16 protein-coding genes and 1 tRNA gene are annotated in these 15,837 nt (G+C 66.2%); 6 read left to right on the top strand and 11 right to left on the bottom strand.

The window, feature by feature from the left end:
* Positions 1 to 137: 137 nt before the first annotated feature.
* Positions 138 to 1,727 carry a flavin-containing monooxygenase gene (locus ACQY8M_RS08275; RefSeq protein ID WP_428670727.1) on the bottom strand — a complete coding sequence of 530 codons (1,590 nt, stop codon included), beginning with the start codon at positions 1,725 to 1,727 and terminating at the stop codon, positions 138 to 140.
* 51 nt (positions 1,728 to 1,778) lie between these two features.
* The gene (locus ACQY8M_RS08270) at positions 1,779 to 2,117 is read right to left on the bottom strand and encodes a YdhR family protein (protein WP_428670725.1); all 339 of its coding nucleotides are present in this window, start codon (positions 2,115 to 2,117) and stop codon (positions 1,779 to 1,781) included.
* Between the two features lie 122 nt (positions 2,118 to 2,239).
* On the opposite strand from ACQY8M_RS08270, the gene ACQY8M_RS08265 reads away from it, so the two are divergent.
* The gene (locus ACQY8M_RS08265; RefSeq protein ID WP_428670723.1) at positions 2,240 to 3,148 is read left to right on the top strand and encodes an LLM class flavin-dependent oxidoreductase; all 909 of its coding nucleotides are present in this window, start codon (positions 2,240 to 2,242) and stop codon (positions 3,146 to 3,148) included.
* Positions 3,149 to 3,172: 24 nt separating this feature from the next.
* A complete protein-coding gene (locus ACQY8M_RS08260; protein WP_428670721.1) occupies positions 3,173 to 4,111 on the top strand; it encodes an LLM class flavin-dependent oxidoreductase in 939 nt (312 codons plus the stop codon).
* An 18-nt stretch (positions 4,112 to 4,129) separates the two neighbouring features.
* Here ACQY8M_RS08260 and ACQY8M_RS08255 read toward each other — a convergent pair whose 3' ends face one another.
* The 3 genes from ACQY8M_RS08255 to ACQY8M_RS08245 are packed head-to-tail and all read right to left on the bottom strand — an operon-like array spanning position 4,130 to position 7,625.
* Positions 4,130 to 4,315, bottom strand: coding sequence for a hypothetical protein (locus tag ACQY8M_RS08255; protein WP_428670719.1), 186 nt, complete (start codon positions 4,313 to 4,315; stop codon positions 4,130 to 4,132).
* A gap of 19 nt (positions 4,316 to 4,334) precedes the next feature.
* Positions 4,335 to 6,002, bottom strand: coding sequence for a flavin-containing monooxygenase (locus ACQY8M_RS08250; RefSeq protein ID WP_428670717.1), 1,668 nt, complete (start codon positions 6,000 to 6,002; stop codon positions 4,335 to 4,337).
* Between the two features lie 60 nt (positions 6,003 to 6,062).
* On the bottom strand, positions 6,063 to 7,625 hold the full coding sequence (locus tag ACQY8M_RS08245; protein ID WP_428670715.1) for an acyl-CoA synthetase: 1,563 nt from the start codon (positions 7,623 to 7,625) through the stop codon (positions 6,063 to 6,065).
* A gap of 72 nt (positions 7,626 to 7,697) precedes the next feature.
* On the opposite strand from ACQY8M_RS08245, the gene ACQY8M_RS08240 reads away from it, so the two are divergent.
* On the top strand, positions 7,698 to 9,998 hold the full coding sequence (locus tag ACQY8M_RS08240) for a xanthine dehydrogenase family protein molybdopterin-binding subunit (RefSeq protein ID WP_428670713.1): 2,301 nt from the start codon (positions 7,698 to 7,700) through the stop codon (positions 9,996 to 9,998).
* The gene (locus tag ACQY8M_RS08235) at positions 9,995 to 10,588 is read left to right on the top strand and encodes a DUF938 domain-containing protein (RefSeq protein WP_428670711.1); all 594 of its coding nucleotides are present in this window, start codon (positions 9,995 to 9,997) and stop codon (positions 10,586 to 10,588) included. Before ACQY8M_RS08240 ends, ACQY8M_RS08235 begins: the two co-directional genes overlap by 4 nt.
* Here the strand turns inward: ACQY8M_RS08235 and ACQY8M_RS08230 are convergent.
* Positions 10,585 to 10,809, bottom strand: a complete 225-nt coding sequence (locus ACQY8M_RS08230; RefSeq protein ID WP_428670709.1) for a hypothetical protein — start codon at positions 10,807 to 10,809, stop codon at positions 10,585 to 10,587. The two genes, ACQY8M_RS08235 and ACQY8M_RS08230, sit on opposite strands and share 4 nt — an antisense overlap.
* 206 nt (positions 10,810 to 11,015) lie before the next feature.
* Between ACQY8M_RS08230 and ACQY8M_RS08225 the strand changes: the two genes are divergently transcribed.
* Both ACQY8M_RS08225 and ACQY8M_RS08220 read left to right on the top strand, forming a co-directional pair.
* A complete protein-coding gene (locus ACQY8M_RS08225) occupies positions 11,016 to 11,591 on the top strand; it encodes a TIGR00645 family protein (RefSeq protein WP_428670707.1) in 576 nt (191 codons plus the stop codon).
* A gap of 631 nt (positions 11,592 to 12,222) precedes the next feature.
* Positions 12,223 to 12,411, top strand: a complete 189-nt coding sequence (locus ACQY8M_RS08220; protein WP_428670705.1) for a hypothetical protein — start codon at positions 12,223 to 12,225, stop codon at positions 12,409 to 12,411.
* A 96-nt stretch (positions 12,412 to 12,507) separates the two neighbouring features.
* Here the strand turns inward: ACQY8M_RS08220 and ACQY8M_RS08215 are convergent, their stop codons facing one another.
* From ACQY8M_RS08215 to ACQY8M_RS08195, 5 genes are all read right to left on the bottom strand, one after another.
* The gene (locus ACQY8M_RS08215; RefSeq protein ID WP_428670703.1) at positions 12,508 to 12,786 is read right to left on the bottom strand and encodes a PepSY domain-containing protein; all 279 of its coding nucleotides are present in this window, start codon (positions 12,784 to 12,786) and stop codon (positions 12,508 to 12,510) included.
* Positions 12,787 to 12,974: 188 nt separating this feature from the next.
* Positions 12,975 to 13,217, bottom strand: coding sequence for a hypothetical protein (locus ACQY8M_RS08210; protein ID WP_428670701.1), 243 nt, complete (start codon positions 13,215 to 13,217; stop codon positions 12,975 to 12,977).
* An 843-nt stretch (positions 13,218 to 14,060) separates the two neighbouring features.
* A tRNA-Arg gene (locus ACQY8M_RS08205) sits at positions 14,061 to 14,137 on the bottom strand.
* Between the two features lie 668 nt (positions 14,138 to 14,805).
* Positions 14,806 to 15,276, bottom strand: coding sequence for an alternative ribosome rescue aminoacyl-tRNA hydrolase ArfB (gene arfB / locus ACQY8M_RS08200; protein WP_428670699.1), 471 nt, complete (start codon positions 15,274 to 15,276; stop codon positions 14,806 to 14,808).
* The gene (locus tag ACQY8M_RS08195; protein ID WP_428670697.1) at positions 15,273 to 15,827 is read right to left on the bottom strand and encodes an ankyrin repeat domain-containing protein; all 555 of its coding nucleotides are present in this window, start codon (positions 15,825 to 15,827) and stop codon (positions 15,273 to 15,275) included. The genes arfB and ACQY8M_RS08195 overlap by 4 nt, the downstream gene beginning before the upstream one ends.
* Between the last annotated feature and the right edge of the window lie 10 nt (positions 15,828 to 15,837).

Below are 15,837 nucleotides of genomic sequence, written 5' to 3'. Positions count from 1 at the left end.
ATCGTGATCTCGATGAGCCCGTCATGCTTTTCCGAACCGCGAGCGTCTCGCTCGCTCAAGCTCATGAGCGAGCGAGACGCTCGCGGTCCGGAAGAGCATGAGCATATGCGTTTTGTTGGTGACGCGTCTTGCAGTGCTCAGGTGAGCGAAAATCCCTCATAGCCGCCTGCCACCACGGCCTCGCAGCGCTCGATGTAGGCCGGCAGGCCGCCGATATAGGGCATGAACACCCTCGGCTTGCCGGGGATGTTGGCGCCGACGTACCACGAGCTGCAGGTCGAGCGCAGGGTGATGTTGGCGACCGAGCCGACGTGGACGTTCCAGGCTTCCTGCGCCTCCGGCTCCGGCTCGATCACCGCCACGCCCTTGGTCCGCAACGCCTCCATGCACTCGGCGATCCAGTCCACATGCTGCTCGATCGACGGCAGCATGTTGGTCAGCACCGACGGGCTGCCGGGTCCGGTGATGGTGAACAGGTTGGGGAAGCCGACGACTGTCAGGCCAAGATAGGTTTTCGGCCCCTCGCTCCATGTCTCCTGGAGCGAGATGCCGCCGCGGCCGCGGATATCGACCTTGAGCAGCGCGCCGGTCATGGCGTCGAAGCCGGTCGCCAGCACCAGGCAATCGAAGGTGTAGTCCTGCCCCCTGGCGCGCGCGCCCGTCGGCGTGATGCGCTCGATCGGCTCGTCGCGGATATCGACCAGCGTCACGTTCGGGCGATTGAACGTCTCCCAGTATCCGCTGTCGACGCACAGCCGCTTGCAGCCGATGATGTTCGTCGGCGTCAGGATCTCCGCCGTCCTAGGATCCTTGACGATCTCGCGGACCTTCTCGCGCACGAACTCGGCCGCCGTCTCGTTCGACTCGTCGTTCAGCAGCAGGTCGTTGAACGAGGCCATGAAACCCAGCCCGCCGTAGTCCCAGCGCTCCTGGTACTGGCGCCGGCGCTCCTCCTCCGGCGTCTCGATCGCCGAGACGTTGTTGATCCTCAGATCGATGCCCGCCGGCAGGGTCTTCGCCCGCTTGCGCATCTCGCGATAGTTCGCCTTCACCTCGCGCACATGGTCCGGATCGAGCGGCCGGTTGTGCGCCGGGATCGTGTAGTTCGCGGTGCGCTGGAACACCGTCAGGTGCCTGGCCTGCTGCGCGATGATCGGGATCGACTGGATCGCCGACGAGCCGGTGCCGATCACGCCGACGGTCTTGCCGGTGAAGTCGACGCCTTCGTGCGGCCAGTTGCCGGTGTGATAGGTCGGGCCCGCAAAGTCGGCGAGGCCGGGGATCTTCGGCGTGTTGGGCGAGCTGAGGCAGCCCATCGCCGTGATGACGAAGCGCGCCACGATGCGCTGGCCCTTGTCGGTCTCGACCACCCAGCTGTTGTTGGTCTCGACGAACTCGGCCCGGGTGACCCGCGTCTCGAACTGGATGTCGCGGCGCAGATCGTAGCGGTCCGCGACATGGTTCGCGTATTTCAGGATTTCGGGCTGGGTGGCGTAGCGCTCGGTCCACTCCCATTCCTGCTCGAGCTCGGGCGAGAACTGGTAGGAATACTGCACGCTCTCCACGTCGCAGCGCGCGCCGGGATAGCGGTTCCAGTACCAGGTGCCGCCGACGCCCTTGCCGGCTTCGATCACGCGGGCGGAGAAGCCCTTCCCGCGCAGGCGATGAAGCATGTACATGCCGGCGAAGCCGGCGCCGATGATCACGGCATCGAGATTGGCTGTCATGCCGTTTGGATAAGCGGGCGCTGCGCGACGCGCAAGCGCGGTCAGGACGGCCTATTCCGCAGCCATGCGGGCGGCGAGGCCCGGGACCGGCGCATGCGTGATCTCGCTCTGACGGGCACGCACGTCGAAGGTCCGGATCTGCAGGTCGGCGAGCGCCGTGTTGGCCTTCATGCGCGCCACGATTGGCCCTTCCACGTAGGCTTGCGCTGTCGCACGGTCAGCGAAGCAGTAGATACCGCCCGAGAGCTTTTCGTCCTCGCCGTCGAGCCAGATCTTCCACTGCAGGCCGTCGACCGACAGGAAGGGCTTGGCCGTCTCGTCTGAATAGCGGGCATCCCATTCGGCCTTGGGCATGTCGGGGCGGCGATAGTTGATCTGGACGATGACCATTATTTCCTCCGGTGTGACGGCGAAAGACCGCGAGTCGGTACCACGATTGCGGCGGGTCTGGCCATGCCGCCCGGGGGCGCTACGATGCGGCTCCGAACCGAAATGCCCAAGGAAACGCCCCGATGCCCGAACAGCTTCCCGCGCTCTGCCTGATCGCCATGCCAGGCCGGCGCCGCCGGACCATCGAGCTCTGCCAGGAAGCCGAACGGCGCGGCTACGCCGGCATCTACGTGCCGAGCCCGACCGGCAACATGTCGATGTGCGAAGCGCTGTCGTGGCAGACCGAGAAAATCCGCTTCGCCACCTCGATCGTGCCGATCTACCAACGTACCATGGTCGACTTCACGCAGAGCGCCGCCATGATGCATGAGGTCTCGGGCGGTCGCTTCAGCCTGGGCATCGGCATCGCACACGGGCCCTCCTATGTGCGCATGGGCGTGACTCCGGGGAAGCCGCTCGCCGATACGCGCGCCTTCATCGAGAAGTTTCGCGCCGAGACCAGCTTCGGTCCGCTGCCGCCGATCATCGTCGCAGCGCTGCGCCACAAGATGGTGGCGCTGGCGGGCGAGCTCGCGGAGGGCGTGGTGTTCGCGAATGTCTGCCGCAGCCACATGGACAAGTCGCTGGCCGCTCTGCCGGCGGCGAAGCGAAATGCGCCGGACTTCTTCATCGGCAACATGATCCCGACCTGCATCAGCGACGACGTCGCCGCGGCCAAGGAGGTGAACCGGCGCACGCTGACCCGCTACGCCTCGCTGCCGAACTACCGCAACTACTGGAAGGAGGCGGGCTACGTCGAGGAGATGACGGCGATCGAGAAGGCGCTGGCCGAAGGCCGGGGCGACGACGTGCCGAAGTACCTCACCGACAAGTGGCTCGCCGACAACACGCTGTTCGGGCCTGCGGCGAAGGTACGCGAGGGTGTCGCCGCCTGGCGCGACGCCGGCGTGCACACGCCGATCCTGGTGCCGTCCTCGGCGGCCGGCAATCAATTGAAGGCGATCGAGGAAGTCTTCGCGACGTTCGGCTAAGCTCGTCGGCAAAGAGGAACGCCCATGCCCAAGCTTGGATATTTGTTGCCGACGCGTGAGCGCGTCATGGAGAACCACCACGAGACCGGCTCGCTGCTGGCGCTCGCCGAACGCGCCGAGGCGCTGGGCTTCGATTCGATCTGGGTCGGCGATTCGGTGACGGCACGGCCGCGCCACGATCCGCTGACCCTTCTGGCCGCCGTCGCCGCCCGCACACGCAGGGCGGAGCTGGGCACGGCCGTCCTGCTGCCGGCGCTGCGCAACCCGGTGCTGCTGGCCCATCAGGTGGCGACGGTCGACCGCATCGCCGAAGGCCGCCTGATCCTGGGCATCGGCATCGCCGCCGACATGCCGGCTATTCGGCGCGAGTTCCAGGCGATGGGCGTGCCGTTCGACAAGCGCGTGGGCCGCATGAACGAGGCCATGCGGCTGTGCAAGGCGCTGTGGAGCGGCAAACCGGTCGACTGGGACAAGCTCTGGACGGTGAAACAGGGCACGGTCGGTCCGACGCCGCACAATCCCGGCGGCCCGCCGATCTGGTTCGGGGGCGGCCTGCCAGCAGGGCGCGAGCGCACCGGACGGCTCTATGACGGCTGGTTCCCCAACCTGCCGACACCCGAGGAATATCCGGCGCAGATCGCGGAGGTGCGAGCGGCCGCCAGCGCGGCGGGTCGCGATCCGAAGGCGATTACCGGTGCGATGTATCTGACACTCGCGATCGACGACAATGCGGCGCGCGCCGATGCGAAGATCAACGACTATCTCGCGCATTATTACGGCGTCCCGGCTGCCGGCATGCGCGCCCGCCAGCGTAGCTACGCAGGCGCCGCCGAGGGGGCGGCCGCATGGCTCAAGAGCTATGCCGATGCCGGCGCCACCCACCTGATGCTGCGCTTCGCCGGTGACCACGAGCGGCACCTCGAGCTCGCCGCGCGCATCAAGCGCGATCTGGGCTGGTCGTGAGCCCATGCCCAAGCTCGGCTACCGCCTGCCGACGCGCGAGCGCGTCATGAAGGCTATCCTGAAGCCGGCCCGCTGCAGGCGCTGGCCGAGAAGGCCGGGGGACGGGGCTTCGACTCGATCTGGGTCGGCGATTCGCTGACGGCGCGGCCGCGCCACGAACCACTCGCCCTGCTGGCCGCGGTCGCTGGCAACAACGAACGCCATCTCGACATCGCCGCCCACATCAGGCGCGCGTTGGGCTGGTGACGCCCATGGGACCGTGCGCCGGAGGAGGCGCGCCACCGGCCCCCAGCGAGACGTCCGGATAACCCTTGGCCGCGGCCGAGTTGATAATGCCGACGTACTTTGGCGAGCCGCCATTGTAGACGAGGTAGCGGATGGTGCCCTGCTCGTGGCCCGGGACATTGGAGTTGTAGCCGGTGAACCATGACTTGGCCTTGCGCATCAGCATCATGGCGTACATGCCGGTGACGTGATCGGTCCAGCGCTTCTCGGCCGCTTCCGTCGCCTCGAAGCGGGTGTAGCCCTTGGCCCAGACGTGCTCGAGGAAATCGGTGCACCAGTTGACGCCCGTCTCGATGCCGCGCGGGTAGTTGGTCGACGCCGAGCCGCTTTGCGGGCCGGCCGGCATCAGCAGGTTCGGGAAGCCGTGGATCATCATGCCGAGATAGCTCGAGATGGTGGTCCGCCACTTGTCGGCCAGCGCCTCTCCGCCCACGCCCCGGATGTCGATCTTGTCGAAGGCGCCGGTGATGGCATCGAAGCCGGTCGCGTAGACGATGATGTCGAACTCGTAGTCGCGCTCGGTGGTGCGCAGGCCCGTCTCGGTGATCCTCACCAGCGGCGTCTCGCTGATATCGACCAGATGGACGTTCGGCTGGTTGTAGGCCTCGAAGTAGCGGGTCTCCATCGGCACGCGCTGCACGCCGAAGCCATGATCGCGCGGGATCAGCTTCTCGGCGACCTGCGGGTCCTTGACCCGCTTGCGGATGCGGTCGGCGATGTATTCCGAGAACTCGGCGTTGGCCTTCTCGTCGGTGAAGATCTCGCGGAAGTTGGCGAGCCAGATGCCGAAGCCGGGCTCGTCATACAGCTTGTCCCAGAGCGCCAGTCGCTCCTCGCGCGTGACCTCGTAGAAGCCGCGGCGGTCTGGCTCATGCTCGAAGCCGCCCGGCGAGCGGGCGCAGGCGGCGAAGATCTCGTCGTAGCGCCGACGGATGTCCGCCATCTGCTCGTCGGAGATTGGGCCGTTGTTGAGCGGCGCACTCCAGTTCGGCCGACGCTGGAAGACGGTGAGGTCGCCCACCTTGTCGGCGATCTCGCCGATCACCTGGATGCCGGTCGCGCCGGTGCCGATCACGGCGACGCGCTTGCCGGCCATGTCGACCGGCTCCTGCGGCCAGTGGAAGGTATGGAATGATTGGCCCTTGAAGCTCTCCATGCCCTCGACCCGCGGCAGGGTCGGCATCGACAGCAGCCCGAGCGCGAGAATCAGGAAGCGGCAGGTGAGCTCGCGCCCGTCGCTTACCCGCAGGCGCCACAGGTTCTGTGCCTCGTCGTAATGCGCCGCGTCGACCCGGCAGTTGAACTGCATGTACTTGCGCAGGCCGAACTTGTCGGCGACGTGGTTGAGGTAGCGCAGGTTTTCGGGCTGGCCGGAGAAGCGCTCCTTCCAGTGCCATTCGTCGAGCAGCTCGCGCGAGAAGGAATAGCCGTAGGTGTAGCTCTCCGAATCGAAGCGCGCGCCGGGATAGCGGTTCCAGTACCAGGTCCCGCCGAGGTCGCCGCCCGCTTCGAGCACGGTGGCCTCGATGCCGAGATCGGCCAGCCGCTTGATCTGGTAGATGCCGGCGACGCCCGCGCCGACGACGATAGCTTCATAGTGGGTCATGCCGCGCAGTCTGCCACGAAAGCGGCAGCGACGCGCCCCCGCAGTGCGGATTTGGCCCGATCAGCTCACCTGCCGGTCCTGGCCCGCCCAGAAAGGCTTGCGCAGCTCGGTCTTGAGTATCTTGCCGGCTCCGGACAGCGGCAGGGGGTCGGCGCTGAAGCTGACGCTGCGCGGCAGCTTGTAGTTGGCGATCAGGGCACGGCAGTGGGCAATGAGCTCGTCTTCCGTCGTCGCGGTGTTCGGCTTGCAGCGGACGACGGCGTGGACCCGCTCGCCCCATTGCGGGTCGGGCACGCCGATCACGGCGCATTCCGCCACCGCCGGGTGGCCGTACAGCGCCTCCTCGACCTCCGCGGAGTAGACGTTCTCGCCGCCGGTGATGATCATGTCCTTCACCCGGTCGACGATGAAGATGAAGCCTTCCTCGTCCATGTAACCGCCATCGCCGGTATGCAGCCAGCCGTTGCGCAGCGTCTGCGCGGTCAGCGCCGGCTGGTTCCAGTAGCCCTGCATGACGATGTTGCCGCGGGCGCAGACCTCGCCCACCGTGCCGCGCGGCACCTCGCGGTCCTCCTCGTCGAGGACCGCGACCTCGCAGCCGATCACCGCCCGGCCTGCCGATTTCAGGCGCCCCGCGAAGGGACCGCTGAAGCAATGGTACTTGTGCGGGATGAGGGTCAGGACGGGCGATGCTTCGGACTGGCCGTAGGCCTGGATGAAATTGGCCTTCGGCAGGACCTCGAGCGCGCGCCGGATCACTGCCTCGGGCATCGGCGAGGCACCGTACAGCAGGTACTGCAGGCTCGACAGGTCGTGCCGCGCCACGTCGGGATGATTGACCAGCATGTTGATCATGGTCGGCACCAGCAGCGCATGGGTCACGCCCTGGGCGGCGATCAGCTTCATCAGCGCCAACGGATCGAAGCGCGGCAGGAAGCAATGGGTGCCGCCGAACGCCGTGATCAGGAAGGTCATCGCACCGTCGGCGAGATGGAACATAGGCGCGGCGTGGACGTAGTGCGCATCGGTGTCGACCGCGACCTCGCGCAGCATGTTGAGCGCATTGCCGACGATGTTGTCGTGGCTCAGCATCACCCCCTTGGATCGGCCGGTCGTTCCGCCGGTGTAGAAGATGCCGGCAATCTCGCTGCCGCCGCGGCCGACATCGGCGGCGGGTGCCGCCGAAGACACCAGGGTTTCGTAGGCCAGCAGTCCGGCCGGCGTCGGCGCATCGCCGATATGGACGACATGGCGCAGGCCGGGAACGCCGGCGGCAATCGCCGGCAGCACCGGCACGAACGCGTCGTCGATCAGCAGGCCGGTGCAGCCGGAATCGGCCAGCCAAAAGACCATCTCGGGCGGCGCGAGCCGGGTGTTGATCGGCACGAAGATCACGCCGGCGGTCGCCAGGCCGAAGAAGGATTCGAGGTAGCGGTCGGCGTTGAGCGCCAGGATACCGATGCGGTCACCCGGCCGGTAGCCCAGCTCCTGCAGCGCGCCGGCAAGCCGGGCGACGCGACCGGCGAACTGATGCCAGCTCTGCGTGCGCTCGCCACAGACCGTCGCGACGTCCTTGCCGTTGGTCTGCACGGCGCGGCGAAGGAATTGCGTAATCTGCGTCATGGTCGTTTCCCCAGATCGTTTGCGCGAGAGTAAGTCCTCCCCCACGCTTTTGGAATTCGATACAGTCGGCGCATGAGCAGATCCGTCATCGGCGATTCCCCGCGGCGTCGCGAGGATGCCCGCTTCATCACCGGCCGCGGCGCCTATATCGACGACCTGAAGTTCGAGAACCTTGCGCGCGCCGTGTTCCTGCGTGCGCCGCATGCCCATGCGCGCATCCGATCGATCGACACGGACGCGGCGCAGCACGCGCCGGGCGTGCTCGCCGTGCTGACCGCTGCCGACGTCGCGGCCGACGGACTGAAATCGCTGCGGCCCTATGCCGAGGCCAACGTCCAGACCGGCGAGCGCTTCATCTTCGACGAGCAGCCGCTGCTGGCTGCCGACAAGGTCCGCTTCATCGGCGAGACGGTGGCCATGGTCGTGGCCGAGACGCTGGCCCAGGCGCTCGACGCATCGGAGCTGATCGCAGTCGACTACGAGCCGTTGCCGGCCGTCACGTCCGCATACGCCGCCATCGCGTCGGGCGCACCCCAACTGTCGCAAGACGTGCCGGGCAACGTCTGCATGGACTGGAAGGTCGGCGACGCCACGGGCGCCGATGCTGCCTTCGCCCGCGCCGCTCACATCGTCTCGCTCGATCTGGACAATCATCGCGTGACGACCAATCCGATCGAGCCGCGCGGCTCGGTCGGCACGTTCGATCCGGCAAGCGGCCGCTACACGCTCCACATCTCGAGCCAGAGCATCCATGCCAACCGCAACCACGCCGCCCGTGCCTTGGGCGTCGAGACCAAGGACCTGCGATTCATCGCGCCCGATGTCGGCGGCGGCTTCGGGGCCAAGAACTTCATCTATGTCGAGCACGTGCTGGTCGCCTGGGCCGCGCGCAAGGTCGGCCGGCCGGTGAAGTGGATCGCGACCCGCAGCGAGGTGTTCCTCGCCGACCATCCGTCGCGCGACATGCAGGCCAAGGCATCGCTGGCGCTCGACGCGGCAGGCAAGTTCCTCGCGCTCAAAGTGGCGAGCGTCGCCAACGTCGGCGCCTATCTCGCCGGTGTGGGCGGCGGTGTGCCGACTTATCAGTACGTCCACTTGCAGGGCACGGTCTATCGCCTGCCCTCGATCGCGCTGCATGTGCTCGTGGTGCTCAGCAACACCACGCCGATCGGCGTGATGCGGGGGCCGGGCTTCGCCGAGACGGTGAACATCCTCGAACGGCTGATCGATGCCGCGGCGCTGCAGGCCGGCTTCGACCGCGCCGAGCTGCGCCGGCTCAACATGGTGCCGGCGCACGAGATGCCGATGACCAACGCCTTCGGCTTCCAGGTCGACAGCGGCGCCTTCGCCCAGACGATGGACAAGGCGCTGGAGCGCGCCGACCTGGCCGGATTCGAGGCCCGGCGACGGCAGAGCGAGGCGCGCGGGCTGCGGCGCGGGCTGGGCTTCGCCTATCACATCAAGGGCACCGGCGGCGCGCCCGAGGAGAACGTCGACATCCGCTTCGAGGCGGACGGGACGGTCTCGCTGATCACCGGCACGCAGCACATCGGCCAGGGCCACGAGACGACCTTCCCGCAGATCCTCGCCCACCGGCTCGGCGTGGCGAACGAGAAGATCCATCTCCGTCAGGGCGACACCGACCTGATCCCGTTCGGCGGTGGCCACGGCAGCTCGCGCGCGACCTACATGGGCGGCACCGCGATGTGGCGCGCCTCGGATGAGATCATCCAGAAAGGCACGGCGCTCGCTGCGGACATGCTGGAGGCGAGCGAGGCCGACATCCGTTTCGAGGATGGCCGTTTCGTGGTGTCGGGCACCGACCGCGCCGTCGGCCTGCTCGAGGTCGCAGCGCTCGGCCGTGAGAAGGGCAAGCCGCTCGACACCTATCATTTCTGGAAGCGCGAGCATCTCACCTTCCCCAACGGCACGCATGTCGTCGAGGTCGAGGTCGATCCGGAGACCGGCCAGGTGACACTGGAGCGCTACACCGGCGTCGACGACTACGGCGTGCTGGTCAATCCGATGGTCGTCACCGGCCAGGCGCACGGCGCGATGGCGCAGGGCATCGGCCAGGCGCTGCTCGAGCGCACGACCTACGACCCGCAGTCCGGCCAGATGGTCGCCGGCTCGTTCATGGATTACGCCCTGCCGCGCGCCGACGATCTGCCGTCGTTCGACCTGGGCTTCAACGCCACGCGCTGCACCACCAATCCGCTGGGCGTCAAAGGCTGCGGCGAGGCGGGCGCGATTGCCGCCTTTCCGGCGATTGCCAATGCGATCCTCGATGCGCTGGCGCCGCTCGGGGTGACGAACTTCGATGGACCGGCCACGCCGGGCCGGGTCTGGCAGGCGATGGCGGCCGCGCGATGAGGCGCCAGGCACCGGCCGCCGCCCGCAATCGCCAGCCGATCCTCGACGTGCTTGAGCCGCATCTGCCGAAGCGGGGGCTGGTGCTAGAGGTGGCGAGCGGCTCGGGCGAACACACCGCGCATTTCGCGCAGGCGTTGCCCGACCTCACCTTTCAGCCCAGCGATCCGGACGAAAATGCACGTGCCAGCATCGACGACTGGACGACGACGCTAGGCCTCGCGAACGTTCGGTTGGCGCTGGCGCTCGATGCCGCGGCGGAGACATGGCCGATCACTGAAGCGGACGCGATCGCCTGCATCAACATGATCCACATCTCGCCATGGGCTTCGACGGTTGGGCTGATCCGCGGCGCCGCGCGCCTGTTGCCGAAGAGCGGCACGCTGTATCTGTACGGCCCCTATGTTCGCGCCGGCGTCGAGACGGCGCCGAGCAATCTCGCCTTCGACCGAGATCTCCGGGCGCGCAATCCGGCGTGGGGCCTACGACCCATGGAAGAGGTCGTGGCCCTTGCTCAGGCCAACGGGCTCGCCGCGCCGCTCGTTATCGAGATGCCGGCCAACAATCTCTCGCTGGTCTTCAAGCGAAACTAGGACTGCCAGTCCTCGATTTCGAGATTGCCGACCTTGTGATGCTGCAGCGCGTGCTTCTTGGGCATCGTAAATGGAGCACCCTCTTCGGCGAAGAACTGCAGGTGCTCGCCGACCTCGGCAATGTCGTATGAGCCGACCGGCGCAACCAGCGGGCCGCTGGAGCCGTCTTCGTACGAGATCGGACGCAAGACGCGGCCGCGATATTTGCCGGAAGATGCCATCGACGCCTCCACCGCTCCAGGAACCAGAAAGCCCGCACCGACGATCCCGGGCGGGCCTCGCCCCTACCGGTACATCCCAGCTCGGGTCGATGGAGCCGCCAAGAAGCTCCCCCTGTAAACACCGCGGCCGGGACAAAGTTGCTCACATGACAGTGTAACTGCGATCGGGTACCGAGAGCAGCAAAGAGATTGGGAGACACAGATACATGGCAAGGCAGGAGCCAGCGGAGGGCACGCCTCCATTGCTGCCCGGCAGCTTGCGGCCCCTGCCGCGGCTGATTTTTGCCTCACGCTGGCTGCAGGTTCCACTCTATCTCGGGCTGATCGTGGCGCAGGTCGTCTACGTCATCCTGTTCCTCAAGGAGCTTTACCACCTCGTCGGCCACAGCTTTTCGGTCACCGAGCAGCAGGCCATGCTGGTCGTGCTGGGGCTGATCGACGTGGTGATGATCTCCAACCTGCTGATCATGGTGATCGTCGGCGGCTACGAGACCTTCGTCTCGCGCATGGAGCTCAACAAGCATCCCGACCAGCCGGAGTGGTTGAGCCACGTCAATGCCAGCGTGCTCAAGATCAAGCTGGCGATGGCGATCATCGGCATCTCGTCGATCCATCTGCTGCGCACTTTCATCGAGGCCGGCAATCTCGGCACCGACAAGGCGGCCTTCACCGAGGCCGGCATCATGTGGCAGGTGATCATCCATGGCCTGTTCGTGCTGTCCGCCGTCGGTATTGCCGTGGTGGACCGGATCAGCCAAGCCCCTGCGGGAGACCGTCACTGACTTGAAGGATGCTCCGGCCCACAGAAAATCCGCATATCGAAAGTAATATTTGCATCTAACTCGCATGCTCGGCCAAAGCCGGTATGATCCGCGTTGGAACGGGCTGATCACCACGTTCTCTCTTCGAAGTCATTCAATCGTACCAAAGCCTTTGCCCGCCACCCATGAGGTGGCGGGCTTTTTCGATCGTCCGGCGGCTTGGGGGATGCAGTGGGTGAGCGTCGTGCGCGGCCGGCAGTCAAAGCCGTCAGTTTCGTGACCATCCGTCAAATCCAGAAAGAGAGAGTGGATCGAGCCAGCTCGTCAGTCGCCGCCGGCGCGAACTCGCCTCGACACTCGAGGTGCCGGTGTCGTTCCTCATCGAGGGACTGACGCCGACTGGCACAGTCGCGGATAACGCCGCGTTCGCCCCTGCGGAAGCCGGCCGCTGGCTTATTTCTACCGGACCGTGGACGATCGAATACTTGCAATTCAGCCCGCACGCTCGTCCGGACCTTGGCACGGTGGGCGCCGCGCTGCATTCCTCCCACGAATGCGTGACTTTCGCAGGAGTTGCAGGCTGCCGCTCTCGCCGACACACTGCATTGGTCGGGAGAAAGTTCCCAGAGGGCTGGGCACATTGGGGATGACAATGGATGATCAAGAGTTCGTCGCTGCGGTCGCGCGCAACCTGTACTGGGGATACCTCAAGGACACGACAGGCACGCCTGGCAAATGGTCCGACCTCGATCAGGAAGACCGCAAGTTGTGGAGAGCCATGGCCAGACGGGCGATACGCCGGATCGACGAATTGCGGGCAACCGAGAACGGCGCCCAGTAGCGAGCTGGGCACCGAGATGGCGGCCGAGCTGCCCGCGAAGCTGGGCGCCGGCGTAGGGCGCGCGGGGATCGGGGGCCGCTCTGCCGTGGGCGCCCTCTAGTCAAGCTTCTTGCTGAGCAGCTTCAGGTCGGGGTCGAACGCCAGATCATACTTCTTGCCGTCTTGGCAGGTGGCGTCGTCGACTTCGAACTTGCCGTTGGGATGGGTCGCACCCTTGTCGTCGTCGAACTCCGCTTTGCCGCCGCTGCATCCCGCCTGCTTCAGGGCGGCCTCGAGCTTGGGCTGTTCTTCCGCCGTCACTGGCCGATCCTTCGCGAGGGCGCCTGCGGCCGAAAGACAAAACACGGCTACTACGGCAGGGATGACGAGACGCATGGCATACCTCACGCGCTTTGGATTTCAGTGACAATGAATTCCGGGGCGAGAGGTTGCGACGGTGCTCGTCGAGAAGGAAATGGGCGCCGCGGGGAGAGGTCGGGAAAGCGGTCGCAGTCGACGTGCTGGCGGCTTGGCTCGCGGAGCTGCGGCAAGGCGCTCGTGTCAGGCGGGAAGAGCGGCGTGAGTCATCGGCGTTTGCGCGGCTTGATCTCGCTGCCAGGCACCGCGTAGACGCCACCGCGCCCACGCCCTTTGGGACTCTCGCGCCGGACGTTCCACCAGCCCGGCCCGACCAGCGATGGCCCGGCAATCTCACCGGCCCATTCCAATGCGTCCTGGCGTTTGCTCCCTTTGCGCAGTTGCCAGATCGGAAGGCCCCTGTTGACCGTGACGACCGTTACCAGGTCGCCGGGCTTCCATTCGCGCATTGCCCCCTCTTTCTGGTCCGCCTGTCGGAGCCCGATGGTAACGCGCCGGTTTCGCAATCGCTCCACGATGGGAAATACTTCCTTCGCTAGAAAATGATCTGGCCGGCCGTCCTCGAGCCTTTCCGCGTCGGGCGAATTCGGTACCGGTCGACGACCAGCATCGCCGCGAGGGACAACATACAGAGTCCGGAGACCGCAATAGAGACCAGAATCACCCAAGCCAGTACGCCATCCGTGCCCGGCCGAAGAAAAAAGCTTTCCATGTACGATAACGTTCTCCATTGCGCGTGGAACGAGCTACGGAGGAAGCCCTACGGCGGATTTCAGCCGAATCTCCGGTCGCCTAAAGGCCACAAGGTGGTAACGGCCCCAGTGCTTTCAGGCCCACCAAGCTGGCCGCCGGGGCCGCAAAAAGAAAAGGCCCGATGAGCAGGGTCAGTGCATCGTCGGGGAGAGAGCAGCCCGCTTCGGCCAGTGTCGTGACGTCGGGCCCCTGGTTGGCGTCCAGTGTTCCCATCCCTCATCAGGCTCGGCAAAGCCATCGTCTTCGGCGGGATCGTCTTCTCGCGATCAGGATCGTGGATGCAGCTGCCCGCTGCCCAAGCGCTTGATCGATGTCGCTATCGGAAGAACCGAGCGGCGGTTCGCCGGCGATGCCTTCGCCCGGATCGTCCTCCTCGATGTCGGCGAAATCGGGCTCGTAAGCCGCGAGCTCGTCGAAGGATCCTGGCTGTCACGGTGACGAGTAGCGAATGGCTCGGCGGCGAGACAGCGTGTCAGCAGCACCAGTCGGGCAGAATCAGCCTGTTTTGCTGCAACTTCTTGAGCCTATTGCGCATTTGTTGGCGTCCCCGAGAGGATTCGAACCTCCGACCTCCGGTTTAGGAAACCGCTGCTCTATCCGGCTGAGCTACGGGGACGTGGCCCGCGATATAGCATCCGGCTCCCATGGCGTCTGCCTTTTTGAAGGGCCACAGCAGAAGCCGTTCGGCCGATCCACCAGACAGGGCTGCGCTCAGGCAAAGTGCCCATTTTCTGTTGCCCCCCGCCCCGGCCGTGCACTGCCACCCGGCGATGCACCGGATCGAAGAGCTGGCGCGTATCCGAACAGCTCGACGCTCCTGGGCGGCGCTTGTCACCGGTCCTCGTCGCGCGCCGCCATCGAGCGGTAGCGCCTTCACCGGACAGTGATTCGAAGAGATAGTGGTCTGCCGCGGAGCGCCATAAACTACCTGCACGCAACGGGAGGACCAACGTTGACTGACCAAGAAATGATCACGGCGATCGCTCGCGACTTATGCTGGGGCTACTTCAAGAGAACGACAGGCACTCCCAGAAAATGGTCCGAGCTGAATGGAGATGATCGCAAAGTTTGGCTGGCCGCCGGCAAGCGAGCGCTACGCAAGGTTGATGAGTTGAGGCCGCCGGGATCCGACAGCGCCACAAGCGCATGACCGGAGGTTTTCCAAAGGCGTCCTCTACCCCGGCTCGATCCTGATCAAATGCGTTCTCGGACGATTTTGCCGTGTGTCGGCGCGAGCCGCCGACCTCGACGTTTTGATTTGCCACTCGACGCGGGTACGTCTGGTCAGTCCGAATGCGCGCGGCGCAGCGCCTTGATGGCGCCGCGCTTCTTCTTGTCGTCGACCCTGCGGCGCTTGACGGACTTGCTCGGCTTGGTGGCTTTGCGCGGCGTCGGCGGACGGGCGGCGGCACGGACCAGCGCCACCAGCCGCGCCAGCGCATCCTCGCGGTTGCGCAGTTGGCTGCGGTGGCCCTGGGCGTGCAGCACCAACACGCCGTCGTTGGTCAGGCGGCTGCCGGCGAGCTGTTCCAGCCGACGGCGCACGTCGTGCGGCAGCGATGGCGAATTGCGCACGTCGAAACGAAGCTGCACGGCCGACGAGGTCGTGTTGACATGCTGGCCACCCGGACCGCCGGCGCGCACGAAGCTCTCGCGGATCTCGGCCGGATCGAGGGCGAGCGTGCCGGTGATCCGGATCGCGGTCGCCCGGCTGCGGCCACCCGCACCGGCCTCAGGAGGCTCGGGGTCCGTCATTCACGGGCGCCGGCCTTGCGCAGCAGCGTCTCGATGCTGGCCCGGTTGCCCTGCCTGGCGTAGGTGAGCGCGGTACGGCCGGTGAAATCGGGCACGTTGGGATCGGCCTTCCTGGCGAGCAGCATGCGCACGATCTCGGCGTGGCCAAGCCGTGCCGCGAGCATCAGCGCCGTCACGCCTTGACGGGTCTGCGCGCTGGGCCTTGCATTGCGCTTCAGCAGCAGGTCGGCGATGTCGACGTCACCCCGCTCGGCGGCGCGGAGCAGCGACGTGTAACCCTCGCGATCGAGGGCGTCGGCCACGGCTCCGCCCTTCAGCAGCGCCTCGACGACAGCTACCTGGCCGTCCATCACGGCGATCATCAGCAGCGGCCGTCCGCTGGCATCGATCTGGTTGGGATTGTCACCCTTGAGCAGCAGCTGGCGCACCTTCTCCTCGTCGCCTTCGCGCACCGCCTTGACGATCGGCTTCTGCGTCATCGTATCGAACTGCGCGAGCGCCGGACCTGCCGCGCCGGCGAGCGCAAGAGCCAGGACGCTGCGGCGGATCATTCTTGCCTCC

It is taken from the genome of Reyranella sp. (genome assembly GCF_965279465.1).
Classification (GTDB): Bacteria; Pseudomonadota; Alphaproteobacteria; order Reyranellales; family Reyranellaceae; genus Reyranella.
The sequence above is the reverse complement of the archived record's forward strand: the minus strand, read 5'-3'. Positions and strand labels throughout refer to the sequence as shown.